The sequence below is a fragment of the Paenibacillus sp. HW567 genome, assembly GCF_000374185.1.
Classification (GTDB): domain Bacteria; phylum Bacillota; class Bacilli; order Paenibacillales; family Paenibacillaceae; genus Paenibacillus_AQ.
Genome location: NZ_KB910518.1, coordinates 3,698,156 through 3,723,699 on the forward strand (window position 1 = coordinate 3,698,156; position 25,544 = coordinate 3,723,699).

The following is a 25,544-nucleotide window of genomic DNA, read 5'->3' on the forward strand; positions in this document are numbered from 1 at the left end:
TTAAGTTCAGCTTATATAAAGTAATTTGGAAAAAGTGAGTTCAAACGAAAAAAACGGATAACCCGATGACTACTGGATCGCTTGCACCAGCGCCGCTACTTCCTCAGCAGTGCCGAGCTGCAGCGCTTTGGCCGCAAGCTCTTTCATATCGGCAGCCGACAGCTTGGAAATCTGACTGCGCGCCGGCAGAATGGAGGTTGCGCTCATGCTGAATTCGTCGAGACCAAGTCCCAGCAGCAGCGGAATCGCGGTGGCGTCACCGGCCATCTCGCCGCACATTCCGGCCCATTTGCCCTCTGCGTGCGCAGCGTCAATTACGTTTTTAATTAGACGCAGGATTGCCGGATTGTATGGCTGGTACAGGTACGATACCTGTTCGTTCATACGGTCGGCAGCCATTGTATATTGAATCAGATCGTTCGTGCCAATACTGAAGAAATCTACTTCCTTCGCAAATTGGTCTGCCAGCACGGCAGTAGAAGGAATCTCTACCATGATCCCGAGCTGAATGTGATCCGATACTTCCTTGCCTTCTTCACGCAGCTTCGCCTTCTCTTCCAGCAGCAAATCGCGGGCTGCACGGAACTCACCAAGGGTGGCAATCATCGGGAACATAATGCGAAGATCGCCATGAACACTGGCTCTCAGCAAAGCGCGAAGCTGTGTACGGAAGATATCCTGGCGATCCAGGCACAGACGGATGGCACGGAAGCCGAGGAATGGATTCATTTCCTTCGGAAGCTCCAGATAAGGCAGCTCCTTGTCGCCGCCGATATCCAGGGTGCGAACAACCACCGGTTTACCATTCATGTTCTCCAGCACTGTGCGGTAGGCATTGTATTGGATTTCCTCAGACGGCAGCTTATCGCGGCCCATGTAGAGGAACTCGGTACGGTAGAGGCCTACGCCTTCGCCGCCATTCTCGATGACGCCGGCTACATCATTCGGCGTTCCGATATTGGCCGCAAGCTCAACATGCTTGCCGTCAGCAGATACCGTTGGCTCCTCGCGCAGCTTCCGCCATTCGGAGATTTGCAGATTGTAAGCTTCCTGCTTGCGGGTGTATTCGGCAACCTCGTCTTCACCCGGATTTATGAGAACGTCTCCACTCAGTCCGTCCACAATTACAAGATCTCCGGCTTTGACCTCAGACAGCACATTTTTGGTGCCGACTACCGCCGGAATTTCCAGGGAACGGGCCATAATCGCCGAGTGTGAGGTACGTCCGCCAATGTTGGTCGTGAAGCCCTTTACATATTTGCGGTTGAGCTGTGCTGTATCCGACGGAGTCAAATCCTCGGCAATCACAATGACCTCTTCGCTGATCTCTGCCGGGCTTACGTAGGAAATCCCCAGCAGATGGTTCAGCAATCGTTTGGTCACATCACGCATGTCGGCTGCACGTTCCTGCAGATAAGCGTTTTTCATGTTCTGGAACATTTCGATGAACTGATTGGCAACCTCCTGCAGGGCATAATCCGCATTTACTGCTTCCTCACGGATTTTATCCATTACCGGACTGATCAGCTCGGGATCTTCCAGAATCAGCAGATGAGACTCAAAAATCTCCGCTTTCTTCTCGCCCAATTCTGCCAGCGTACGTTCTTTAATCCGCTGAAGCTCGCCTTTGGAGACCTGAAGAGCATGCTCCAGCTTGGCAACCTCAGCTTCCACATCGCTCACGGAAGATTTCGTGATCGTATAATCCGGATGCTTCAGGATGAACGCTCGGGCTACGGCAATGCCTGCGGAAGCCGCGATTCCTGAAATCTTACTCATGAAGCTCTCCCAGCCCTTCCTTAATCATTACATCCTCAAGTGCGCCAAGAGCCTCGGCTTCCTGAGCGCCTGCAGTAATCAGGGTCAGGGTATCCCCTGTTTCCAGTCCCAGAGACAATACGCCAAGAATGGACTTCAGTGTAACCTTCTTGCCTTTGGCTTCTGCAAAAGCCTCAGTGTCCTTGAATTTGGTTGCTGTATTAACCAGCGCTGTGGCTGGACGTGCATGAATTCCGTCTTCGTCAATAATTCTGAAAGTTTTTTGCATAATAATTTCTCACTCTCTTTCTGTTCGGTATGAAATGGTATAAGAATACTGCCACGGGAAACAAGCGGTTTCCCTATTCCGGGCAGCCATTTCCGGTTCTGTTATAATGCAAAAAAGGCAAAACCATACCCAAGAATAAAGGTAGTGGTTTTGCCTGATTTAACAGTAACAACCCGAAAATATTCACTTATATTTTATAGCATAACTCTTGGGATTTAGCAAATCAAGTGGGAGAGGCTATAGGCCCCCCCTCCTTTAAAGTTAGCCGCTGCTGGACAAGTTCAAGAACACAGAATAATGTTAAGCCTGTTTTTGTTTCTGTTGGTCATAGAATTTCAATTTCTACAGCTAGTGAATGGACTTTAAAACTAACACCCAAGTATAAATTGCCAGAAAGTACTCGCCAAGCAGATCGATTTGTGAAAAAAGACTCATTCGTTGACTTGGATGTGATACTTAAATCCTTTATCTAGGACGTAAAATGAAGCATCCAAGTAATGACATTCCCGTTCCCTAAGGGAATTGAAGAAACTCCAATAGACATTGGTAAAGTCTATAACAATACGGTCAATCGAAACTTTCACTCCTTCCACGTTCATCCCCCGACCCAAATTTTTCAACGAATTTCGGACTATATTAGAGGGCAAGGTGGCTAGCCTTCACGTTGCCTTACCTGTATATGTCAACTGGCACGTTACCAATTTGTTATTGACACAGTAATCATCGTTGCAATAGTCAGTTATGTTGCGGATAAAGTGCAATTCTTTGTATACCGCCCTTACTAAAGTAGTTGTCGCACTATCCATCTTGAAAGTTGCGATTCATGTCCTACTCACCGTCCCAATCGTTGCATAATAATCTACAGTTGCTAATGGATTCGAAAAAACCGTAAGAAAACAAAGGTAACAAAAAACAGGTCAAACATGGTAGTATCTGACCATAATTGACCTGTTTGATATATCGGCATAGCGTTAATTAGGTTACAAATTCAAGCGCTGACGTGCGTACAAGAAATTCGAGTAATCTTTATACGGTATTACATGGGTTATTTGTGTTATTGGTTGAATGATGGATTCATTCGGTACTGGCCCCCCTCTGCCTCGGAATAAAGCAAAACGGTTATGCATTATGGATAACCGTCAATATCTTATGAGTCTGTACTGACTATATTCTACCTAATGCTCTATCAGCTTCTATTTGAAGTTGTATCGTTTTGGTTCCCATGTACTTCTGTGCAGTCCCTAAAATCGATCTGTCATTTCCGAGTACTTCCAACACCGTAGTTGAAAAAATGCTCTTTAAGTGAACATCTTTATCAGTAGATACTTCTTCAAAATATTTAAAGATACTTTCTAGCAAATTGATGTTTCTTTCCTCGCTTAATAATTTAATTATTTTCGGCATGAATACTCTCTCAATTATGATAGTTTCTAGCACCTCACCGTAATACTCGATTGATTCTCTATACTCATTTTCAGCCGACGGTAAGAAATCTAACATTATTCTAAAGAATTCTTCCGATTTTTTACTCATATCCACCAACTCCTCTATTTAAACAGTCTTATTGCCTTTTCTAAATCATCTGTTAAAGCATCAAGTACATCTAAGTCATTAAGGCTAAGTTTCCCGGATTTCGCTAGCTTATTTAACCCCCTTAACTGGTCCTGAGCTTTTTGTAGATGCGTTGGAAAAGCACTATCGAGAAACTCCTTTGTAAGTATAGCAGCAGTTCCGCCATCTCCAACTTTTGCACCAGGTCTATAAAGTTCATTTATAAATCCTCTGAGATCTACACTTTGAACTGCAGATAACAATTTTTCTCTAGTAGAACCAGTAAATTCGGGCATTTTGTCTAAAAGATTAGTAACTCCATTTACATCTTTACCCGTCCCCTTAACCACCTGCGCTAGTGGCTTGATTGGTTTTGGAGGAGCAATTTCGGGTATTCCCGTAACCGGCTCTTTTACACTAGGCTTTGGAATTCTAACCGTTCCGAAAGGTAGCTTTAAATTTTTATTTATTTTGCCACGGTAACCACTGATCCCTTGAAAATTATACATGATACCACTTATGATTATCCCATACGCTTGTATTTTCGATAGTTTTTCTCCGGTCCAATAATTATAACCCGCTATAGCCGCTTTCGTCTGTTCCTGTATGACATCCACACCCGGCGATTCTTGCTTTATTTTGATTTCTCCATTTTGAACCGCTTTCTGATAGGCAATGCTCGCTTGGGCTGCTCTCTGGTCTGTGACTCCATTTTTACTTAGAACCCATGTGTTTCCTATTAATTTTTTATCATATTCACTAAAATCAAAGGCTCCTTTATCGTCTAGGTGGGCACTCGCTTCTTTGACCTCCAGCCGTTTCCCAGCTAGCTGGCTCTTCGCCAAATCGCCTTGATCCCCCGGTTCCATCGCCATTCGCAACAGTAGAAGATACGCTTCATTCTGTACCAGCGGCACACTACTGGTCGTGATCGACGGATCGTAGTCACACGCCTTCACCGCCGGCTGCTTGAAATATATGCTTAGATCTTTTTCCGCTTCATATTGAACCCTATCTACACCCAGAGACTCCAGCTTCTTGCGGGCCTCTTCCGCCAGCTTATGTATCGCATTCATTTGCGTTTGATTTCCAAATGCCTGATAGACCTCGTAGGCCGTTTGCGTCTTCGCAATCAGATTTCGCGCTTCGTAGATATCGTTTAGTTTGCTTTGGGCAGCGATCCCCTCTATGGTCCCCAGACCAGACTTCTGGAGGATGTCTCGAAGATTCCTCACTACCGGATCGCTATTTAGCTCATCCCGGCCCGTTAGAGCGGCAATAGAGGAGATCAGTTTCGTCACTGCCTTCTGAGCAACGGTTGGGATCGAAAACCTTCCTTGGCCTCCACTTCCCCCAAAACTTCCAAACATGCCTGCAAAGAGGCTGAACTGCTGGGTGAGTTGGCCTGCTTGCCGCTTGTTCTCTTCCTGAAGACCTTCAACACCCTTTACGGCTTGACGAATGATATCTTCGAGCTTTTCGGCCTCCACCGTTAGCTCATTGATCAGCACCTGGGCCTGTACCAGGTCTTGTCCCAATGGAATGCCGCCCCAGTTGTTGACTTGGCCTTTTAGTTGCATGTACAGCAGATTTGTGTCCTGGCTCACCTGGCTTATTTTCGTTTGCAGACGCTGGACTTCGTCCGCATTGAATACTAGCTTCGTTGATACCATACGCTTCCCCCTCAACCGAAATAATCGTACAGATTATTTCTCAAAAAGATCTATATTGGTTTTCGAGTGATGCTTAATTCAACTTCATTTTTTTGAACCCACTTTTGATACACACCTCTATCTACCATTTCCATACCCAACTGTTCACAAATTTTATAATCTATGTTGGTTGCAATAATTAACACCTTATCATCTGAATCCCCTGTAACAACAAATGGGTAGTTCTTATATTTCGCCTGGTAATATTTCTTATATAAATCTGTTAACTCGGTTCTCCTAACTTTTTTGATGTATTTTATTCCTTTATACAAAATAAATCCTTGATTTAGAACTGCAGGGTCATCCGAACGCAAAACGACTTCCTGATCATTAGCGATACCCGCTTCATACTCGGTTCCGTTGTATAGGGCATATATATTCTCTTTCATAATTACTATCCTCCTAGGGATTAACTTTTATAAACTGTCCCAAAATCACGTCATAAGTCGCTAATAGAACTTCTGAACCCTCTTTGCTAACTGCGTATAATTCTGCTCCATCAAACAGTGATAGATACCCATCACATTTATACTCTGGGATAGACTGGCCATTTGTTGCTTTAGTAAAACCATTACCAGTGAACGGCTGTGGCTCTGAAACAATCCCTCCCATTTCATTGCTATATGGAATTTTTATATTTGAAGACTCCGGTGTTTTAAATTTTATAACTCCTAATGTTTCATCAGTTGCAGCATTGAATTTTGTGCCAGAGTAATCTAACCTTAGACTCTTATAGATGTTCATATAATCTTCTAATTGAGTTACATCTGATGCTCTAGTTATGTAACCTCCTACTTGACTATATGTTCCATCAAGATATTTTGCTATGTCTTCATTAGGTATAACCTTTTGCATTATTGTCGTGTTATCGGGCATGGGTATACTCTCTCGTATGGATTTCATCATAATTTTTTCACTATCGGTCAATAAGCTAACATCTTTAAGGCGCAAGGTGTTAAACTCTTCAGTAGAAATTTTATATTTAGATAAAAGTGAATTGACTTCATTGGTAAAACCAGAACTGTTTTGTAAATTCCTTTTGTTAAATAAACCTGTCTCTTTAACACCTATCTCTATTTGAGTTGCCTTGCCTGGCAGCTTCACACTCACAAATCTCATCGCACTGGCAGCCATTTTACTGCCCGCAGTAATTAATAAATCTCCTGCACCGGCAAAACCGGTATTGATTCCAACAGCCGCTATGCGCTCAATCAGGCTTTGCTTTCCATCATCCCGGTAATCATTGAACGCGTCAATCGCTTCACCCACGGTTCCACTGATGGCTCCCGCTACCATCGACTTCAATAACGTGGGGGAGAATTTCCCCACGACACCCCCGGTTTTCACACTGTTCAGAAACTTCAAGGGTAGGCCTATGCTAACGAAGTTACCCGCAAATTGTCCTGCGTTCTTTCCGTACGGATTATCCATCGGATCGACATAGCCTTCCGGTTTCGGACCCATGATCCAATCCGTAATTGTCCCTGCCGTCCCATACGATGCTGTATCGATCGCATTCACCAGGATATTGCTTCCGCCTTCCAGAATATTGGCAAGCGTCTGGTTTCCGACACCACTTCGCAGCAGACGGTTTTTGTCTGCCGCTTCCTTTCCCTGCTTTTCGTAAAAGGCTTTGACCTCTTCATATCTTCGGTCCTGCTCCTCTGTTGACAGGGTGAACCAATACGTCTCTTTCAGCCGCTTGATCACTTCAGGATCATCCCGGTTTAATATATCTACTTCCGACACCGCGTTATACGGGTCAGACGGCCCGATTGTGGCCTGCGGCTTCATCAGTGCTAATTGCTGCCTCGCCCAGTCTCCCTTCGTCCCCTTCACCATCGACAACCGCAGTAGTAACGCATATTCTTCCGTCTCCAACAGAGGCACACTACTGGTCGTAATCGACGGATCGTAGTCACACGCTTTAACTGCCGGCTGCTTGAAGTGGGCACTTAGGTCTTTCCCCGCCTCATATTGAACCTTGTCTACGCCCAGGGATTCCAGCTTCTTACGCGCATCTTCCGCCAGCTTGTGATGCGATTATTGCTATTTCATCCTCCCTATCGGGGCGGCGTATTCTACAGTTGTGAGTAAATTTGAAAAAACGCAAGAAAACAAAGATAACAAAAAACAGGTCAATCATGGTGGTAACTGACCATAATCGACCTGTTCAACGTAAGGGAGTAGCGATATTTAGGTTATAAAATTAAAGCATTTGATGTGCGTACAAACAATATGAAGAAATCTTCATACGTTAGATGCGTTACTGGTTGAATGATGGGTTCATTCGGTACTGGGTAGCCCCCACTCAAGTAACCTTGAAAAGACGAAGCTTATCAAGTTAAGGAATGCATTATTCTTTCCGTTTCTATAGCACCTTTTCCGAAAACTTCTCAAATTCATCAATACATTCGGTTTTCAATCTTAACATCTTCAAAAAATCATGAATATAATTCTTAAGAACTGTGTCGAAGATTTCAATTGGAACATATTCTACGCCAGTTATAAAGGGAAACGAAATCCCCTCTGCATACAAATCTTCGTTATTCCAAGATATCTCTATTTGATTACCAATCCTTCTAAAATAGACCTCAGGTAGATAAGACCCACCCCTGCTAGAAAACCATGAATGTTTGAACTCCCAGTCTTGCTTTGTGCTAAACCATTCATCAAATTCATCATCGTTATCTGAATCAAATTCCAAACTTTTAGTCAATAATTCTAACGCAGTTTTGCCCTGAACAGGTAAAGGAAACTCTTCATCAAGTAAAATGATAGGAAGGTTCTCACCTAACCATTCTACTAAATGATATAAATTCCATTCATAGGCAGTATGTTCATGATTGTTTTTTGAAGAATTACAAAGTTCTTTGCCGTTTACCCAAAGTTCAAACACCCCCCAAGATTCAGCAAGCAATCCCTTTTCATTAAAAGGATTCGTTGTAAATTCATATTTCACTGAGAAAACATGACTGTCACCAAACACCCTCAACTTGGTCACCTCACTTGTTATTTTTTATCATCTTATTATAGTCCGCTTTAGAAATTTTACCATCGTTAACCATTTGCCTTAATACGTCAGCAGGTACTTCTTTGGCAGGATTAACAACTTCATATGGATGCCATCCGGATTCACCATCAGGTTGAAACTTAACTAGCTTGCCTTCATAGATGTTGTAAAGTTGCTTGTTCTTTGAAGATAAATAAGCGCTGTCTAGTAACTGTTGTCCAGTTTGCGCATCCGGTATTGGATTGGGACTTCCCCATCCACTCTGAGGGTCATGTTTAGGGCTAGGCTCATAGTTTCTTTTCGGAATTTCACCCGTCCCCTCAATCTTACCCGCTTTCACATCCCCTAGCCCGTCCATCTCATTGAGATAATGCTCCTGCACCGATGTCTTGGGCAGCGGATTCTGTTCAGGGATGATCTTCCCTATTTTGAAAGTTCCCCCTTCCGGCGTACTTAAGAATGGATTCGAAAATCCGGTGAAGTGTTCGGAGTTTTGGATAACCTTATTGAGATCCTTCACTCCATCCATTGCTTTGGTGGTAAGCTCTTGCACCCCGTCGACCACTTTGCCTATCTTTTCGCTCTTCGTAATCGAGAGTCCTGGTACTAATATAGAGGCGACCGAACCCAGCATCGCGGCCTTTTCCTCCGGGGTCCCCTCGTCAAAGTTTTGATATACCGTCCGGACTGCTTCGACCAGCACCTCCGGATGCTCTATCACATAGTTGGCTTTATCCACCATCTCCTGCGTCGTTTTCTGCGGGTCCACCACAAAATTGAATGCTAGTTTGACCGTATCCACCACACCCATGACCGTCTCTTCGATCAAAGCCCCTACAAATGCGCTCGTTACCGCATCCGCCTGTACCACTCTCTTCCGCCATTCGGTCATGCCATAGGTGTCCTCCAACCACCCTAGATACATAGTATACATCGGCGTGAGCTGAGCATTCGGATCGTAGACCTTGTCCTGGAAATAGGCCATGGTAGTCTCATTCACTTTGTTATTCGCTGTAATCGGTGTCCCATCCGGCAGGTTCATTGGCGGACCATTCAGCCGCTTCTCGGCCTCCATCTGTGCCGCAACGATCTTTGCAGCCTCCGCTAACTTAATCTCCACTCGTTTTCCGTCCAGTTGACCTTTTGCCCAGGCACCTTGTTTCCCCGGTTCCATCGCCATTCGCAGAAGCAGAAGATACGATTCATCCCGCACCAGTGGCACACTACTGGTCGTGATCGACGGATCGTAGTCACACGCTTTTACTGCCGGTTGCTTGAAATACGCGCTTAAATCTTTCCCCGCCTCGTATTGAACCTTATCTACACCCAGAGACTCCAGCTTCTTGCGGGCCTCTTCCGCCAGCTTGTGCATCGCATTCATTTGCGTTTTATTCCCAAATGCCTGATAGACATCGTAGGCCGTCTGCGTCTTCTCGATCAGATTCCGCGCTTCGTAAATGTCGTTTAGTTTGCTTTGCGCTGAGATACCTTCTATGGTCCCCGGACCAAACTTTTGGAGGAGGTCCCGAAGATTCTTCACCACCGGATCGCTATCCAGCCCATCCCGGCCCGTTAGGGCAGCAATGGAGGAGATCAGTTTCGTCGCTGCCTTCTGCGCGAAGGGTGGGATCGAAAACCTTCCTTGGCTTCCATTTCCCCCAAAATTTCCGAACATGCCTGCAAAGAGGCTGAACTGCTGGGTGAGCTGGCTGGCCTGCCGCTTGTTCTCTTCCTGGAGGCTTTGAACACCTTTTACGGCTTGACGAATAATATCTTCAAGCTTTTCGGCCTCCACCGTCAGTTCATTGATGAGAACCTGGGCCTGTACCAGATCTTGTCCCAATGGAATGCCGCCCCAGTTGTTGGCCTGGCCGTTCAGTTGCAAGTACAATAGATTCGTGTCCTGGCTTACCTGTCCGATCTTTGTTCGCAGGCGTTCGACCTCATCTACGTTAAATATTAGCTTCGTTGACGCCATGTGCTTCCCCCTGCTTGCTCCTAATTAAAATTAGCTATGCAGCTTTCTGCATAGCTAATGGCATTCTTATGTAATGGAGCTCATGAAGTTTGTTTGACTTATACACATGCTAGAATCTTTGCGAATTTTTAACTTCATCTGAAAGTGTCTTATAACTTTGAGAAACCTTTTCCATGTGCGTTCCTAGCAATTCAAGTGATTCTTGGAATTGTCGAAACGTCGGTTCCAATTTTGCAACCTTCTGCGTAAAGTCCTGCGCTGCCGCGTCATCCCATACACTGTTGAGATTAGTCATTGTATTCTTTATTTTTTTGATTAATCTATCCACTTCATCTCCATACTGTTTAAGTATCTTTCCCTGTCCAGCTAATCCATCATAGTTCAATGCAACTTTGGTGGTTTGTGCCATTATTTACCTCTCCTTTAAGTAATTGATTTTTATATAAAAATGAACTTGAAAAATACTCTTTTAGACCTATAAGGTTTTTCAAGTTCATTATTATAAATCCAGTTGCCCACTATATATTTATCGGCCTAAAGCACTAATAAGTTTATATATTAATCCTTTTAAAGATAAATTAAACTACTAAGGAACTTTTTTCAAAACAATTATCTTCCCTGCCCCAGATAATCATTTCGCACCGAGTAATCCGCTTCGAACAGGATGATGTCCCCGGAGGAAAAAGAAAATGTCTGACCCCGTTCATCCGTGTCCCCCGTCATCTGGCCTTCAATCGCCCACATGTTGGCAATGGGAGCTTTGTAGCCTAGAATACGCGTGTCTGCATCTCCATTTTTGACCGTATAGATTCCGAACTTCACCAGAATATATCCACCGGTAATGAACTCCTTCTCATGCCCATCCAGTGCACCTCCATACTGATTCGCCAGGGTGACTATGCTGGTTCCCTTCGGTAGGATGTAAGGAGAAATTGGCAGATTGTATTCTCCGTACCAGTGCTGAACACTCCTAACAGCCGCAATTGGGTCTACTCCGTTCGGAATGTCAGTAGGACCGACTAAGGTCCGCGATTTATAAGGTAGAACCTCCAGGTCATAACCTGTGGCAAGTTTAGTTTTGCGCTTTACATACTGCTTGTAGAACTTCAGCCAAGGGGTCTTCTCCCGCTCCTGCTCAGTCAGTATATAATTGTACTCATAGCTGGCCGCCGTCGATAATTCACCGCTCGATATATTCCGCAGGCCATCCGCCAAGCGATAGGTTCGGATATAACTCAACTTGTCCTTGGAGGAACCAACGCCAATCATTTTGTTGTTCGAACCGGAGATATCATAGTACAGATCAACGGGTGTCGGTAATCCCCCTGTTTTCGGGATAAAATAGAAGCTCGGTTCAATCCGGATACCCTCACCCGGCTGCCACAGGTTCCCAATGGTCCGGAAATCAAACAGGAAAGAGTACCCGTTATGAGGAACCGTCAATTGTTCGGTAGGATGAGAGCCCTTGCGGATCGGCAGGTACCACTGTGGTTGCCCGCTTATGGCCGTCAGATTGCCATTCTCATCATTACCGCCTGTATAATACATCGCAGTGCTATGCTCAAGTGTCCCAATCCCGGTGCGGAATACCTTTTCAAACCGGAAATCTCCGATATCCCAGATCCGAAAATCGAACAGCCGGCCGACCACACCGACATTGAAACTCTCCGATGCGCAGTAATTCGTTAAGTCACCGTTCAGGTTCACCTGGCAAAGATCCGTACCATCTGATGGGGCATTAATCGCCCACGACTGCGTATTGATAGTATAATCGCCTTCATTGACCCAGGTCGGCATCGTAAAAGTCATGGACGGTGTCCCGACAGGGATGTAAATCCAGGTATTCTCCGGGTAATACTGGCCCTCTTGAAATACGCCAAACGGAAATTGGATGCGTTTATTCTTCGTGTATTTGGCATAATCCCGGTTGCCATAACCGGGGATATTAAGATGCTGGCCGCTCTCCGTAAAGTTCACGGTGAAGGGCCGGTCCAGGATCAGCACCGTCCGTGTCATATCCGGCACCATCCGCTGGTCGAACGGGCGATTATCGTCAGGGAGTAGCGAGTAGTTGACGACCGGTGTGTGCACAGTTATCGAGTTGATGCCACCAATCAGATACATCTTATCCTCTGTCCCGCCGTTGATATTCCCATTCATAGGAGTATAGGTAATCTCACCAGAGCTGGGAAGATTAGGCGCATTTACGTGTGTTGGCTCAATGATGTTTCCCGGGCTGTACAGCACGTCGTCACCTATGGGCTGCGGGTTCGGGATGGTACCTGGAGATTGTCCCGCCTCTGTAACTTCACTTCCGTCCATGATCGTCTGTCCATTAAAGGCAAAGGTGTCATTTTGAACTTTGATTTTCTTGGCAGCCTCCTCGGCTTTCGATCGAAAAACTTCTTTTTCATTATTCGGTTCCGGACGAGTCGTACCTCCCTGTACATCACTAGGAGGAACCGTGATTGGAGCTGGAGCCTCAGGAGGAATATATTTGCCCGTGATTTCCGTAGAAAATTCAGGTGGAGTATATCCATTCGGTTCCAGGGTCACTGCTCCCCCAGAAAGAGCATCATTCCTCAGCACCGCCTTGGTAAGAGCGTAAACATCCAAAGTATCTATAGTCCAATACGAATAAGGACGATTGATGGGGTAAGAGTACACTACCTGCTTCGGTTCGCTTGTTGGAGCAGGAACAGTCCCTGGTCCAGAGGGCGCCGGTTTTGTAGGATCCCAGTTTAAGGTATATACTTTTTGAATCTTAATATCATATGTGCAGGTACCCTTCATCTCAACAAATTTATTTTGATAAAGATAACCCTTAGTAGAGGCATGACCATATAAGCTTTCTGAGCTTGGGATACCCTGCAGAACATCGAATTGCTCATTTCCACGCTGATCCGCTCTGATCTCAGCAGCCACTCCAGGATCCAGGAACTCATCGGAAACGACTTGACCCGGAGCAGGATCGGTACATACTACTGTCGGGGCCTCCGGTGTTGGTGTGGGTGTAGGAGGAGGTGGTGTTGCAGTCCCATTTTTAACGTAAACCTCATAGACATTTGGATAACGGTAGGTGTAGGATTTGATATCAAATTTGTAATTTGCAAAGTAATACATCATTGCTGAAGAACCATTGGGTGCAATATTCACCCTGTAACCTTCATGACCAAAATCTTGACTGTAAGTCACGAGGCCATGTTCTAAATCCATTACTTTATAACCTATGATTACTGTAGTTGGATCTGTGTATCCAGATACGCCGTCAGGCGTAGCTATCATTGTGTTAGTAATAATACTAACATTACTTCCAATCTGCATTGGATTAGCCGCTATTAGTCTTGTAGGATCACTATCTATTAATGTGGTGGCGAAATCTCCATAGTCCACTCCACCTACACTGTAAAAGGGCATATTTCTCTGAAACGGGGTATCATCTTTAATTATTCTTTTGCCTGGCCATTTATGTCGTAGAATACCTCCAATTGTTTCACTTCCTGTGGTGCTATTTGGTGGAACGTCATAGTGCCAACTTCCGCCTAAACCTGGAACCCAAGTCGTTCCTTCAATACTTCGATTCCAAGCAAACCAGCTTCCGTTAGCCACATTACCGACAGATTTTACAGCAACCGGTTCTCCTTGTAATGTTATATATTGATTATATGACTGAGCATTCACATTAATCGTCTGCAAAACTTGATTATCTTTTTTCAGTATGATTTTAGTAATAATTTTCCCAGTACCTGCGTTAAGCTCGAAAGGTACCGTTTTTAATTCCTTAGTATTATTAAAAACCGATTGATAGGCACGCTTTAGATTTTCATCATTAGCCTGGTATTGTATACCATCTGTTTTGAACAATACTTCTTCTGTACCTGCGGCGTTTGTTTCAACTGGCTTAAATTGCAGAAATAAGATCAAAAAAATAACTGTGATAAAAAACAATATATTTACCAATGCTATGCTTTTTGACCATTTTAATTTCAAAATTCCTGACCTCCCCTATTTCTTATATGGACCTGCAATACTTAAGATTTCATTTCGTAAGAGATAGAAAGCTGAAAGTGATGGAACCTTAATCCAAACAATTATTTTTCCATCTTGTACCCAACCACTTTTCGGCAGTATAGTCATAGGTAAATCAAAAGGGACCTTCTGAAAGACCAAAGCTTGAGAATTCAGATTTCCATTCACGAAGGATTTTCTATCCAGATTGGTAGTACCTAGAACTTCGGCTGTAAAAAAAGTAGTTTTTGAGTATCTTGTGGTATCTTTATTGAAATTTATATGGGCTTTCGAATAGAGCAAGTAACTATTCATGTATTTCTCAGTTATCCTAATTCCATTTGTGGTATTATCAGCCGTGTTTTTCCATTTCAGCGTTGATACATCAGGGATAAGATCTAAATTGGGATCATTTTTGTCAGCTAAATCTATTGCAATCAGCGCATCTAATTGCGCACTATAAAGACCATCTTTAGAAGTGATTTTCATCTTCTCTTCTTTCCAAAGGTCTGCTGCATTAACATCTTTAACAGGATCACCTGTAGTGAATATATCCGGCATAACAGTAAATATATTTGTCCCATGCCAGAGCAATTCTGCATTTGACACAGCATACTTATCCGGTTTAAGAGTGCTTCCTCCATTTGTGCTTAAAATCCGTTCAATAATTACAACCGATTGTGCCCTTGTTGTACTCTCCGTTTCCCCCAGCCTTCCTTTTCCCAATCCCGATATTAGTCCCGACTTAGTAGCCAGATACATCCACTTATCGTCTTCCGTTGTCTTTAATCCAGTCGCTCGGGCAGCGATACGCGCCATTTCTTGACGGGTAATCTTTTTATTCCATTCAGTATCCGAATTGGCAAAATCACTTTTGATGTACAAGGCTGCTTGTTCTGCTGCTGTTACATAACTTTCATACCATTTACCTGTAGTCTCCTCCACGGGTTGTCCGGTCGCTGTCACAACCATTTTGATAAATTCTGCGCGGGTTACATTGGCATTAGGCATAAATAGCCCCCCGGGATACCCCACTACATAACCTTTGTTTACCGCCGTATCAATTCCTGACTTCGCCCAATGATTAGTGGGAATGTCACTGAACTTAACAGAGGCTGCTTTGACTTCAGATTTAGATGACGAGACCATACAGACAGTAAGCAGCAAGACGAACGGGACTGCTTTTTTACTTATTTTCATTAGGGCATTCATAGAAATACTTCCTCTCATTATTAATATAGATAAGTATTGGGCAGTACAACTCATTTACAGATTAAGTTCCTAACGCACCGCACAATCCTCAATAAAATACCCTTTCCGCGCAGCCTCCTCGGGATCGAACAGGGTCTCAATCACAGCCGCGCCAGCCGGTACACAGCTTTCCCCGTAAGCGATACGTCTTCCAGCAGAATTCCGGGTGCCGATAAGTGCCTTGCGCCGCATCACTGCACCGCTGCCGAGGGAATAGGCATCCAGCAGTTCTCCGCCAGGAAGCGGGTAGCCTTGAATAAAAGCCATAATCCCCACATCTTGTATGGACTGCTCATGCAGCCCGCGGGGCAGTGTGAACTGAATCGACAAGCCCATCCGTTTCACCAGCTCCAGGTGCCTGTTAATTGCGGTTGCCAAATCTTTTTCTACCAGTGAAGTTATTGTACTCTGCCGTACCTCACGGAAGATTTCAAGCGAGGTTAACGGCGAGAGATTGGTCTCTGCCGCCAGCGATGCATATTCTCCCTCATAGAATTCATTAAAGCCTGTATCATATACCCGTGCGTTGTCATCCAAAGTGAAATAGAGCAGATTACCGTTCTTAAGCTTGTAGTAATAGGGACGTTCCGGCCAACTCACAGGCTTAAGCTCTTCCTGACCGCTATCCGTGGCCGTGTCGTCCAGGGTAACCAGCCTATAGCCGCTATAACCAAACATAACAAGCGCCGGCATATGCAGCTTCAAATTGTTCATTTCAGTCTGATTGTTCTCCAGTCCAAATTTCATAGCCAGATTACTGTAGAACACACTCAGCACATCCTGATCTAGCTGCAGTTGGCGTTCCCGCCCGTAGTGTACCGCTGTTGTTGTCGGCTGCATTTCCAGTCGCGACAGATAGTCGCCAGCATCATCCACTGCGGCCTGAAAATCATCGGAATAGCGTTTATACATCTCTTGATTAAAGACCCGAAGATCTTCTCTGGTATCACCCATAAGAACAAGCGGAATAACCAGAATCAGAAAAACAAGCACTACACTAAGGGGCTTCACTTCGCACCATCCCCCCGTATTTCAAATTGACCGGAATCAGTTCACTATGAAAAAGCAGCGATCGCATTCGAGAGGCAAGCGTCGTTCCTTCGGATTCCAGCCGGACATTAAACAGATCTCCTACATGCATGGTGAATCTTCTGCCGGGATCATCTGCTGCCAGTGAAGTACCTGAATCCGGATATAAGACTTTCAAAATATCTTTATTAAAATAGCCATCGTAACGTACACTGAAGCTGTTCTGGAATGTGGAATAATCGTCAGGATTCGTATACAAAGGCTGTAAATTCTTTTTGTAATACTCCATTTGGACATCGAATACACCATATGAGGCATCGAGCGAATGGAGAAAAAGCTCATAATCACCTACATCCACGTATCCCTTGGCACGAACCGTATCCACGAATTCCACCACAGCCGCATTGGCCGCGAGCTTTGTATTCCTCTCTACAACCTCGGATTGGCGAAAAGCCGGATATACTCCAAACACGAAGGCAAGCAGAATAACGATAATTACACCTTTCAGCGCATCTGCCATGCAGCTCCTCCTTTCTCAGCGGGTGGCAGAGATTTCAGTAATCATCTCATTGGTTCGCGTGACTGTTAACTGATAAGCAGCACCAGGAACTCCGCGCAAATCCACTGCTGTAAGGTCTGTTTCCTCATTAATCACAATGCCATCAATATGTAAAATATAGTCCCCCTCCAGTGCCGCAGGGATCATGCCGATGACTTGCTCTCCGCTGACTTTTTTTAGATCGCCTGTCCCTTTGTAAGGCGCCGTTGCAACCGTTGGCTGCTCTGGCTGCCGGGCCTGGACGGTGTTTTCCCCTTCCAGGTGTAGAAATGTAAAACCGCCGATAGTGAATAATATCCAGGCAAAAAGGGTTAGTAGGAACTGGGTGGCGGTTTTCATTTGCCAGCCTTGTTTTGATCAAATTCAATTAATCGAACTTCACCATTCTTGTCTCTAAATACATTAGCCCTGAAAATCGACTGTGTATTCACATTGCTATTTTCCTTATTATCATCTTGCTTTTTGCTTTGGTCCAACATCTGAGACACACTGTAATCCTCAAGGCTGGAAAGGTCATCAAGATGGAATTGCTCTTCGGTCTCATTATCTTTCTTACTTGGAAGAGAGTAATATGTTTTATATGTATTGGTTGCGTAGAACCCCGTCGGATTTACCCCCGTCTTGATTAGAATGGAGAATTGCGGACGTCCTCTATATCTCATCGCCGCATTAATCACATCCTGGCCGGATACATCCTTATTATCGTAGCTGTTGAACTCAGCCTGATTAATCATCTGAGTCTGGGCAAGGGTCTGTTCCTGTGCTCGAATGAAATAATTGTTGATCACCAGATAAATACTGACACCCGCAGCGATGATCAGAATAGTGACGATAATTCCAATGACCCATTTCAGTCCAGTAGAAATATTCTCCATGCATACCCATCCTTTCTGGTAATAATTTTATTTCTGTGTAAAAACAATTAAACGGACTTCCTCATTACTGTCCCTATAAACTACAGCTGTAAAGGTTGAGAGAGTATTCACGAAATAATTAGTAGTGTTGTAGGATTGGGTCTGTGTTTGATCTAACATCACTGAAACTTTGACACCAGTACTGCTTCCGCTCTCAGTCTTACTTAAATCAACGACCGGCTTAGTCGTATCTGTAGGTTGAGTATAGTTTTTTCCATAAGTATTCTCCGCATAGAACCCAGTTGCATTTTCCCCGGTCTTAATCTTAATCGCGAACTGCGGACGCCCCTTATATCGCATCGCTGCGTTAATCACATCCTGCCCGGATACATCCTTGTTATCATAGCTGTTGAACTCCGCTTGATTAATCATCTGGGTCTGAGCCAGAGTCTGTTCCTGTGCACGGATGAAGTAGTTGTTGATAACCAAGTAAATACTGACGCCTGCGGCGATAATCAGGATGGTAACGATGATCCCGATAACCCATTTAAGTCCGGTCGAAATATTCTCCATGATGTTTTCTCCTCACTTTATTTGAAGCTTACTCATTTTCTTCTGACCATAATGGCCGTTACTCTGCATCGAAATATATGGCGGCAATCCGATCATTATTGTCTTTTATCAGCTTCGCCCTATATCTGGCTTGCGGACTGATGTAATAATGGCCTGAAGCGTCCGAGATATCCTCATCGTTTCGAACATTGGATTCAGTATCAGTACCGTCTTTGAACTTTCCGCCGGAATAATCAAATGCCCGTACACTGCCTTTCCCGTTCGGGTTCATTCCGAATTTTCTATTCGACTCATCTTGCCCGTAGACATAAGGTCTTTGAACATAAAGATAAAACCCTTCCTGTGATTCATAACGCCGATAAGCGGTTAGAATCTGGGAGCCGCTGACGATCTGATTATCAAAGGCGGAGTATTGCTGCTCCGATAGTTCCCTGGCCTGTGCCGCCGCTTGGCTATTCGCCAGTTCGACTACAGGCTGTGTTTTGCCCCACAGGAACAGTCCTGCTGAAATGATGGCAAGCGTAATTAGAATGGATATGGTTGTCTTAAGAAAGCTTGCTATATTCTCCATGCCTGTGTCTCCTTCACATTTTGCCAGTTACAACAGTCAGGTCACCGAGCTGCTGGAAGGCCATATAAACGAAGGGAAGCAGTAAATATAAGGTGAACGTCGCCTGCATCGGCAAGAACCCGAACATTTTACCCAGTGTGCTTTTCCTGCTGATTACCTTCTCGTAGTGTTCCTTGCGCTGATCCATTGCGAATGCTCTTTCGGCATCCATATCATCAAAAGCCTTCTTCACAGGGATGAGATCGGCTGCAACCTGCAAGCGGTCTGCCAGCCGTTCAAGCGGTACGAAACGTGCATCTTCCTTCAGCTTCTCAATAGCGCTCCAGCCTCCCGCCTCATAATCCAGCATGCAGCGCAGCAGCTGCCGCTCGAAAATGTAACTGTACCGATGCAGCCACTCTATCATTTCATACACGCTTATATTTGGAAATTGGGACAACATCATAGAAAGTGTATTGAAGCCATCTACCTCATTCTGCATTTCCCACTTCCGCAGTTGGGTACGAATGATCAGATAGGCATCTGGAATATAGAAGCCTGCCACCGCCAGCCCAAATGCCAACAGAAGCTCATACCATTTGAAATACTCCTGTTGATATTGCTCCACTCTATTTGCGAGCTGCGCAGCATAGGCGTTCTGGTCCAGGCTGTTCTGAAGAAACGGTTTGTTCTCGGCCTTCTCCTGAATATAGGAGAGCATCTGATCCGGTGTAATATCCTTCGCGATCAGTTCTCCAATCAGCGACTGCTCAAAGGCATACCGTTCCTCGCTCAGCATCTTCTGGGATTCCGTCTGATTGCCGCCCGTAGTAATCTGCTTATTGGGATACAGAATGTTGTGCTTGATATTGGCATGGATAGAGAATTGAACAACCACGATCAGCAAAAAGATAACTACTGCCGCCAATGTTTTCTGCAGATAATAGGCATGGTGTGAAAGCCCGGAGTTGGCATCCTTCAATTTGCCGGCCACCTTGAAATGGATGGGCTCATGTTCTTCAGGAGTAATCCTGTCTACCAGCTTGAAGATCCACTTTTTCTTCAATAGCCGGTTTAACCACTTGCCCTCATCTTTGATGGCCTGTGTGTCTTCATCTACACCTTTTAGAATTCGCAGGGCAATAAACGAAACCATGAACGTGATGTATAACAAGATTAGAGAATACAATCCCCATGCGGAATTGTAGTAATTAGAGACAATCGGAAACATGCCCTCCGCCCAATTGCGGATCGGATCCAGCATGAATACCGGTGAAATAGCCACAAAAACAATCCCGTATAACAAACGGTCGATACGTTCACGCCGATTGATATCCATGTGAATCTCTTCTCTGATATTGCCGAGCATGGATAGATAAATGGAACGCTCCCCTTTATGTATATCCGCGTCACCATATTCACCGATCTTGTAGCTCACTCCGGCCAATTGCTTCATATACCGGTTAGGTGCAATCTCATAATATCTCTGCAGCTCATCTTCCGGGTCCACCGCCGCCAGAATTCCGGCAATCTGCCGGGCATGCACGGCTACCATGGGTTTCGAACGTTCCGCAGAATTCTCCAGGCTGACTTGTACCATGTGCGTCTGATGATATTCATGCCGGATATCCAGAATCATGGAAGATTGGTCATACAGCATCTGCTTCACTAAACGGCCTATGAAGAGATCGCTAAGTATACCTCCCAAGTAAATAGAGACCAGCATAATGGTCGCACGGCTTACCCAGGAAGAAGTCCAGAGGAACGAAAGCAGCGAGATGAGCAGGATACAAGCAACGATCATCATTGTCAGTGCAGCCGCGCGGCTTCTGATCATAATTTCGTTGCCGGCATGGATCAAGGTTAGGCGCGAGCGCATCCGGTGAAGGAGTTTCTTCACTATTGGTAGCTCATCAAGTACCGGATAGGCTTTGTGTGCCTGCTCCAACCATCTCTTCTCCTTCGTACGCGTTGGAAGCAGTGCCTTTAGGCGTCTTTGCTCTTGATATTGAGTGCCTTTCAATTTACGCTGCACAATGCTGAGCAGGACAAGCAGGATAACCAGCAGCACGCCCGATGAGCCCAGAACAATCAACAAAGCGGTTTGCAGATTCATGCAGATTGCCCCCAATACTTTTCAAGAAATGCGTTGAATTCCGATGCATCCTCCTCATCCATATTTTTGCGCATTTCATCAATTTTACGGCTGCTGATTGGATGCTTGGCCACGTATTCTCCCGCTTCCCATACGATGACATCCTTATAATCATAAGAACGGCGGTCCGTCATCCGGCCGAAATATTCGGTCATGGTATCCATAAAAGCATCCAGCTTGTCGTTCATATTCTCCGGCTCTTTGTATCTCTGAGGATATTCGAACTGAGGGTCAGCCGGAATAATCTCTGTTATCCGTTCGATGTATCTTTTGCCTGCACGCAGCACCAGATGGACGTTAAAGCCAAGCGCTTCAACGACCTGGACCTCGGCAATCTTCTCGTTACTGAAGGCTCCTGATGCGATAAGACTGTTGCGCAATGCACTGACCAGATTGGCGAGCGTTTTGCCGTGGTGCGTAAATAATGTATATTCAGAAGCTACCTGGGCTGCTTGAATTACATAACTGACCACACTGTGAGTGGCAGCTTCACCGACGATGTTCACTGCACCGTCCGTTTTCTTTTGCACATCCAGCCCGTCCTGCCCATTAACAGAAGGTGTTTCTCTGAAGGATAAAATATTTTTGCCCGGATACATTTTTCTCGCCCAAATCTCGAAGGACGTTTCCTGAATCCGGATATTCTTCGCATCAATATATTTGATTAGCGCCTTAAGCAGCGTTGTTTTCCCTGATCCCTGTCTGCCAGTAATGGCTGTAACCTGATGGCCCAGAATGAGGAATTCAAGCATATTAATAGCAAGCGGTGCACCTTCGTCTTTGATTTGCTGGTCAAGCTCCACAAGCGAATCGTTAAATTTGCGGACAAAAAAAGCCCAGCTTTCGGCCATTTTGGGCCGCACGACCACGACCCGGCTGCCATCAGCCATATCGTTGATGATATAACCCTTGGATTCATTCAATTGCCCGGGATTACCGAACCCGTAAATATTTTGGCAGACCCGCTTAAGCTCCTTCTCCGAGCCAAAACTCAGAAACTCCAGGTGAAGCGACTTGCCCCGGTAGAATGTCCATACCGCATCATAGGATTGTGGAATAAAATGCTGCTGCTTTGTATATTCCAGAAAGTCCGTAGTCTGCACGACATCCGGAGGCATTCCGCTTGTTCCGCCATTGACACCGTCGATATTCTGATCCCGAAGCTCATCAATAACCCCGAGGCCCTTGTAAATCTGATAAGCCCGCTGAACAATAATCTCAATCTTGTCCTGGACGGACAATCTCGGCTGCTCGGAACTATAGATGCTGCGAATTTGCTCTTCGGTGATCTTGTACCCTTTAGACCCGTCAGGCAATCTTTGCAATGTGTCCAAATTGTATTTGCTTACCATTGCATTAAATGCATCCTGCCCATGCTCCTTCTTAAAGACATGAAGCAAAATGTCGAAGCAATCCTGTGAGGTCAGCCGGTTCGTATGGCCGAAGCTTATAATCTTGTCCACATTCCCTTCATTCAGGCCATAAGTCTGAACCAGCAGGTCTTTCATGTACAGCTTTACGTATTTCTTGGCGGATAAATCACCGTGCATACAGCTTCTAAGCGCCTTCTGCAATTCTCTCCGCCGCGCCTTCCTGCGGTTGAATTCTTCCTCGCTCGGGCTTCCTTCATAGAGGGATGAGGCAATAATCTCCTCAAAAGCCCTTCTCAGAAACAGGACGATTTCGTTCATATCGTATTTCAGTTGAACGGACGGCGGAGCCGAATTCTTACGTCTGCCCAGCCACAGATACAAGAACACTCCAATAGCTATCAGGACAACAAATATCAGTATCAAATTAATCATTTGCAACTTCCAATTCTGATACAGGGGAGATATCCAGCGTTCTGAGAATCAACTGCCCCATCTGGCGTACCGCACCAGTGAAATATCCGTCCTCGCTGAACTCAAGAAAACGGGATCTGGCCTCTCTTGCCTTCAACAAGAACTGAATAATGCGCCGCTCGTTCTGAGCATCCATATAACCGATGTGACGCGGGACAAAGCCTACTTCTTTTTTCTTCAGTCCGTACTGCTTAATGATTCTTTCTCTATTCAATCTGGAGGTACGCTCATAGGCGCCCAAACAATACAGGACCGGCTTGTGTTTCGGCACAGGAGCCTTGTTGTTTTTCAAAAAGTATGAATTCAGACTTACCTGATTCTGATTCAGGTTAACCACAATCAAATCGGCCTGCTCCATAACCAGAGACACCACATCCGGGTTGTCTTCAGAGGAGATATCCACTAACAGCAAATCATAAAATCTTCGATAGTCTTTAAAAATATGCGGAAGCAAAAGCTCTGTCTCATGTTTCTCGGCATTGGTAGATCCGCCCAAAAGCTCCAAGCGGTCTTTTAGTATAGACTCCGCATGATCTCTTATTCCCTCGGGAGTGAGCATCCCGCACTGCACCAATCTCTCAATCGCATCCATCCCGCCCGAGGTCCGTGCAGATTGAGGCATTGCCCTTGTCTGCGAAAATACGTATTCAAGCCCTCCTTGCTCTACGTGCGTATGTGTCATTAACACCCGGATATGATGATCCAGCGCTATGGTTGCCGCAATAGCTGCCATATTCGAAGTTGTTCTTCCCTGCCCTTGGGCAGGCCCCCAGAAAGCTACAAGCACAATTAGTTACCCCCGTTTCCTTGCATACTGCCACAACTTCTTGATGTCATGCTTTGGGATGTTGCAAATTTCAATTAAAAAGTCATTTACAGCTTCAGCAAAATCCTTGTCTACCTTAAGATTCACTCTTCCATCATGAATCCAGTCTATTCTTCTCTCAGGACTGCTGATGTAACTGATTTTCGAGGTGATCACCGGATAGTAGTTATCTACATACTTCAGTCCAAGTCCGCATTCTTCTTCTATGACAAGCAATAAAGCAGGCATCCGTTTCTGATCAAGCAGCTTGTCTACATGCTCCATAGCCTGGCGTTCATAGCTGGTTGCATAGACAATCTTCTCTCCCTCAAGACCTTCCGGATACCCATGATGCCAGTCGTATAGGACAATATCCGGTTTGTCGGCTTCGACTGAATCAGCAATCTTTACTCCGGAGACTTCCCCTTCAAAATACTGATAATGCCTGCTGTTATCCGATACGATCATGACCTCATTGTTAAAATAACTTTTTAACAAAAGAGCTGCTGCAAGTATGAAATCGTGCTTCTCGCAATCCCCTGCGACAACAATGTTCAAATCGGTCACTCTCCTTTCAGCAGACTGTCATCGGTTGCGGCTTCATTATTCGTTACACCTGTTGAAGTCCGGTCTGCACTTGAATCGACGGGTGCCTGATTGGTCTTATCTATAATTCCGTTTACACTCTGACTGTCATCTACTTTCGCAGCTTCAGCCGCCGCTCCTTGCTCAGCTTTTCTTTGAATCACACCGCTGCCGCTGGGAGCCTGTGCTCCGACACGGATTTTATTCTCATCCTGAATGGCTTTAAGCCGTTTCTCAAGCTCCTTGCGAAGCTTCTCCGCAAGACTCCATTTGGCCTGATCAATAATGAACGGGTCATCCTTGATCACTCCGAGTACATCCAGGTTAGGCACATAATTCACTACAGGTTCAGGCTGAAGCTCCGGTTCCACGTACTGCTTCATGTACAGCTCCGCATTGTTTATATATGCATCCACCAAGGCTGCCTGCAGCAGTTGTGCCTCTTCTTCATTGTCATTAAAGAATGTATATTGATTCGCCAGATCTACATCCTCCAGCGACTTTTTGCCAACGACTATGTAATCTTCACCATTAGGAAATACAATCCGAATATCGACAACGTCCTTTTTCGTTAACCGAAGCGGCAGCTTGATATATTCGGTCTCTTCCTTACGCTCCGAAGCATCCAGTCTTGCTTTATCACGCACCATTTCGGTAGTTACCGCCGTGCCTGGCATGGCATCAATTTTCAGATATTTCCCTACAATCGCTTTAGACTCACTGATTAGGTTATCCGGCGAAGAGAACTTGGGAAGCTTCTCTACCGTTACATCCTCTGCAGTAATCGCCTCACCGGCAAGCTTGGACGTTACCAGAACATAAGCTGTCTGGGATTGATCCATATAACGCTGCAAGACTTCATCTTTATCCTTCAACTGCTCTTCGTAAGCTGCCCGCTCGTCGATCAATTTGGCATTATAGTGGCGGTAGGTTGCAAACCATACCCCGGATGTAATGACGGCAACAAGACAGCCTGAAATAATCGTGTATCTTAATATTTTTTTCCTCTTACGTACTGCCACTTCATAAC

The 25,544-nt window shown here is 45.2% G+C and carries 22 protein-coding genes and 1 pseudogene; 1 reads left to right on the forward strand and 22 read right to left on the reverse strand.

Features of this window, described 5'->3' with window-relative positions:
• Positions 1 to 69: 69 nt before the first annotated feature.
• Together ptsP and B212_RS0116940 are read right to left on the reverse strand one after the other, a co-directional pair.
• Positions 70 to 1,779 (reverse strand): phosphoenolpyruvate--protein phosphotransferase, encoded by a 1,710-nt coding sequence (gene ptsP / locus B212_RS0116935; protein ID WP_019912126.1) that lies wholly within the window; start codon positions 1,777 to 1,779, stop codon positions 70 to 72.
• Positions 1,772 to 2,047 carry an HPr family phosphocarrier protein gene (locus B212_RS0116940; protein ID WP_019912127.1) on the reverse strand — a complete coding sequence of 92 codons (276 nt, stop codon included), beginning with the start codon at positions 2,045 to 2,047 and terminating at the stop codon, positions 1,772 to 1,774. The genes ptsP and B212_RS0116940 overlap by 8 nt, the downstream gene beginning before the upstream one ends.
• A gap of 284 nt (positions 2,048 to 2,331) precedes the next feature.
• Between B212_RS0116940 and B212_RS33870 the strand changes: the two are divergent.
• Positions 2,332 to 2,520: pseudogene (locus tag B212_RS33870) on the forward strand (endonuclease V); the annotation flags it as partial.
• A 691-nt stretch (positions 2,521 to 3,211) separates the two neighbouring features.
• Here the strand turns inward: B212_RS33870 and B212_RS0116945 are convergent.
• The 20 genes from B212_RS0116945 to B212_RS0117045 form a co-directional block, all read right to left on the reverse strand.
• On the reverse strand, positions 3,212 to 3,580 hold the full coding sequence (locus B212_RS0116945) for a DUF7674 family protein (RefSeq protein ID WP_019912128.1): 369 nt from the start codon (positions 3,578 to 3,580) through the stop codon (positions 3,212 to 3,214).
• Positions 3,581 to 3,594: 14 nt separating this feature from the next.
• Positions 3,595 to 5,271: a hypothetical protein gene (locus tag B212_RS35395; RefSeq protein ID WP_019912129.1), complete on the reverse strand. Its 1,677-nt coding sequence runs from the start codon at positions 5,269 to 5,271 to the stop codon at positions 3,595 to 3,597.
• A gap of 50 nt (positions 5,272 to 5,321) precedes the next feature.
• Positions 5,322 to 5,699 carry a hypothetical protein gene (locus B212_RS0116955; RefSeq protein ID WP_019912130.1) on the reverse strand — a complete coding sequence of 126 codons (378 nt, stop codon included), beginning with the start codon at positions 5,697 to 5,699 and terminating at the stop codon, positions 5,322 to 5,324.
• Positions 5,700 to 5,712: 13 nt separating this feature from the next.
• On the reverse strand, positions 5,713 to 7,191 hold the full coding sequence (locus B212_RS35400; protein WP_232231486.1) for a hypothetical protein: 1,479 nt from the start codon (positions 7,189 to 7,191) through the stop codon (positions 5,713 to 5,715).
• Positions 7,192 to 7,681: 490 nt separating this feature from the next.
• On the reverse strand, positions 7,682 to 8,299 hold the full coding sequence (locus B212_RS0116965; RefSeq protein WP_019912132.1) for a hypothetical protein: 618 nt from the start codon (positions 8,297 to 8,299) through the stop codon (positions 7,682 to 7,684).
• Positions 8,300 to 8,315: 16 nt separating this feature from the next.
• Positions 8,316 to 10,301 carry a hypothetical protein gene (locus B212_RS35405; protein WP_019912133.1) on the reverse strand — a complete coding sequence of 662 codons (1,986 nt, stop codon included), beginning with the start codon at positions 10,299 to 10,301 and terminating at the stop codon, positions 8,316 to 8,318.
• A 109-nt stretch (positions 10,302 to 10,410) separates the two neighbouring features.
• Positions 10,411 to 10,710 (reverse strand): WXG100 family type VII secretion target, encoded by a 300-nt coding sequence (locus B212_RS0116975; RefSeq protein ID WP_019912134.1) that lies wholly within the window; start codon positions 10,708 to 10,710, stop codon positions 10,411 to 10,413.
• A 200-nt stretch (positions 10,711 to 10,910) separates the two neighbouring features.
• Complete coding sequence (locus tag B212_RS31705) at positions 10,911 to 14,291, reverse strand: DUF5704 domain-containing protein (RefSeq protein WP_156830155.1); 3,381 nt, start codon at positions 14,289 to 14,291, stop codon at positions 10,911 to 10,913.
• Positions 14,292 to 14,306: 15 nt separating this feature from the next.
• Complete coding sequence (locus B212_RS33230; protein ID WP_019912136.1) at positions 14,307 to 15,521, reverse strand: S-layer homology domain-containing protein; 1,215 nt, start codon at positions 15,519 to 15,521, stop codon at positions 14,307 to 14,309.
• A 69-nt stretch (positions 15,522 to 15,590) separates the two neighbouring features.
• A complete protein-coding gene (locus B212_RS0116995) occupies positions 15,591 to 16,571 on the reverse strand; it encodes a hypothetical protein (protein ID WP_019912138.1) in 981 nt (326 codons plus the stop codon).
• A complete protein-coding gene (locus B212_RS0117000; protein WP_019912140.1) occupies positions 16,558 to 17,109 on the reverse strand; it encodes a hypothetical protein in 552 nt (183 codons plus the stop codon). Before B212_RS0117000 ends, B212_RS0116995 begins: the two co-directional genes overlap by 14 nt.
• A 15-nt stretch (positions 17,110 to 17,124) precedes the next feature.
• Positions 17,125 to 17,487: a hypothetical protein gene (locus tag B212_RS0117005; protein ID WP_019912142.1), complete on the reverse strand. Its 363-nt coding sequence runs from the start codon at positions 17,485 to 17,487 to the stop codon at positions 17,125 to 17,127.
• Positions 17,484 to 18,023, reverse strand: coding sequence for a hypothetical protein (locus tag B212_RS0117010; RefSeq protein WP_019912143.1), 540 nt, complete (start codon positions 18,021 to 18,023; stop codon positions 17,484 to 17,486). The genes B212_RS0117005 and B212_RS0117010 overlap by 4 nt, the downstream gene beginning before the upstream one ends.
• A gap of 27 nt (positions 18,024 to 18,050) precedes the next feature.
• Positions 18,051 to 18,575 carry a hypothetical protein gene (locus B212_RS0117015; protein WP_019912144.1) on the reverse strand — a complete coding sequence of 175 codons (525 nt, stop codon included), beginning with the start codon at positions 18,573 to 18,575 and terminating at the stop codon, positions 18,051 to 18,053.
• A 58-nt stretch (positions 18,576 to 18,633) separates the two neighbouring features.
• Positions 18,634 to 19,146: a hypothetical protein gene (locus B212_RS0117020; RefSeq protein ID WP_019912145.1), complete on the reverse strand. Its 513-nt coding sequence runs from the start codon at positions 19,144 to 19,146 to the stop codon at positions 18,634 to 18,636.
• Between the two features lie 13 nt (positions 19,147 to 19,159).
• Positions 19,160 to 21,241: a hypothetical protein gene (locus B212_RS0117025; protein WP_019912146.1), complete on the reverse strand. Its 2,082-nt coding sequence runs from the start codon at positions 21,239 to 21,241 to the stop codon at positions 19,160 to 19,162.
• Positions 21,238 to 23,085, reverse strand: a complete 1,848-nt coding sequence (locus B212_RS0117030) for an ATPase, T2SS/T4P/T4SS family (protein ID WP_019912147.1) — start codon at positions 23,083 to 23,085, stop codon at positions 21,238 to 21,240. The genes B212_RS0117025 and B212_RS0117030 overlap by 4 nt, the downstream gene beginning before the upstream one ends.
• Entirely contained in the window at positions 23,078 to 23,911 is an 834-nt protein-coding gene (locus B212_RS0117035; RefSeq protein ID WP_019912148.1) for a hypothetical protein, read from the reverse strand. The genes B212_RS0117030 and B212_RS0117035 overlap by 8 nt, the downstream gene beginning before the upstream one ends.
• Positions 23,912 to 23,917: 6 nt before the next feature.
• A complete protein-coding gene (locus tag B212_RS0117040) occupies positions 23,918 to 24,487 on the reverse strand; it encodes a hypothetical protein (RefSeq protein ID WP_019912149.1) in 570 nt (189 codons plus the stop codon).
• Positions 24,488 to 24,492: 5 nt separating this feature from the next.
• Entirely contained in the window at positions 24,493 to 25,536 is a 1,044-nt protein-coding gene (locus B212_RS0117045; RefSeq protein WP_019912150.1) for an SAF domain-containing protein, read from the reverse strand.
• Positions 25,537 to 25,544: the final 8 nt, after the last annotated feature.

Bases quoted from the DNA above. Each gene is read 5' to 3' on its own strand.
- ptsP (WP_019912126.1), bottom strand. From the start codon at position 1,779: ATGAGTAAGATTTCAGGAATCGCGGCTTCCGCAGGCATTGCCGTAGCC.
- B212_RS0116940 (WP_019912127.1), bottom strand. From the start codon at position 2,047: ATGCAAAAAACTTTCAGAATTATTGACGAAGACGGAATTCATGCACGT.
- B212_RS0116945 (WP_019912128.1), bottom strand. From the start codon at position 3,580: ATGAGTAAAAAATCGGAAGAATTCTTTAGAATAATGTTAGATTTCTTA.
- B212_RS35395 (WP_019912129.1), bottom strand. From the start codon at position 5,271: ATGGTATCAACGAAGCTAGTATTCAATGCGGACGAAGTCCAGCGTCTG.
- B212_RS0116955 (WP_019912130.1), bottom strand. From the start codon at position 5,699: ATGAAAGAGAATATATATGCCCTATACAACGGAACCGAGTATGAAGCG.
- B212_RS35405 (WP_019912133.1), bottom strand. From the start codon at position 10,301: ATGGCGTCAACGAAGCTAATATTTAACGTAGATGAGGTCGAACGCCTG.
- B212_RS0116975 (WP_019912134.1), bottom strand. From the start codon at position 10,710: ATGGCACAAACCACCAAAGTTGCATTGAACTATGATGGATTAGCTGGA.
- B212_RS33230 (WP_019912136.1), bottom strand. From the start codon at position 15,521: ATGAATGCCCTAATGAAAATAAGTAAAAAAGCAGTCCCGTTCGTCTTG.
- B212_RS0117000 (WP_019912140.1), bottom strand. From the start codon at position 17,109: ATGGCAGATGCGCTGAAAGGTGTAATTATCGTTATTCTGCTTGCCTTC.
- B212_RS0117005 (WP_019912142.1), bottom strand. From the start codon at position 17,487: ATGAAAACCGCCACCCAGTTCCTACTAACCCTTTTTGCCTGGATATTA.
- B212_RS0117010 (WP_019912143.1), bottom strand. From the start codon at position 18,023: ATGGAGAATATTTCTACTGGACTGAAATGGGTCATTGGAATTATCGTC.
- B212_RS0117015 (WP_019912144.1), bottom strand. From the start codon at position 18,575: ATGGAGAATATTTCGACCGGACTTAAATGGGTTATCGGGATCATCGTT.
- B212_RS0117020 (WP_019912145.1), bottom strand. From the start codon at position 19,146: ATGGAGAATATAGCAAGCTTTCTTAAGACAACCATATCCATTCTAATT.
- B212_RS0117025 (WP_019912146.1), bottom strand. From the start codon at position 21,241: ATGAATCTGCAAACCGCTTTGTTGATTGTTCTGGGCTCATCGGGCGTG.
- B212_RS0117030 (WP_019912147.1), bottom strand. From the start codon at position 23,085: ATGATTAATTTGATACTGATATTTGTTGTCCTGATAGCTATTGGAGTG.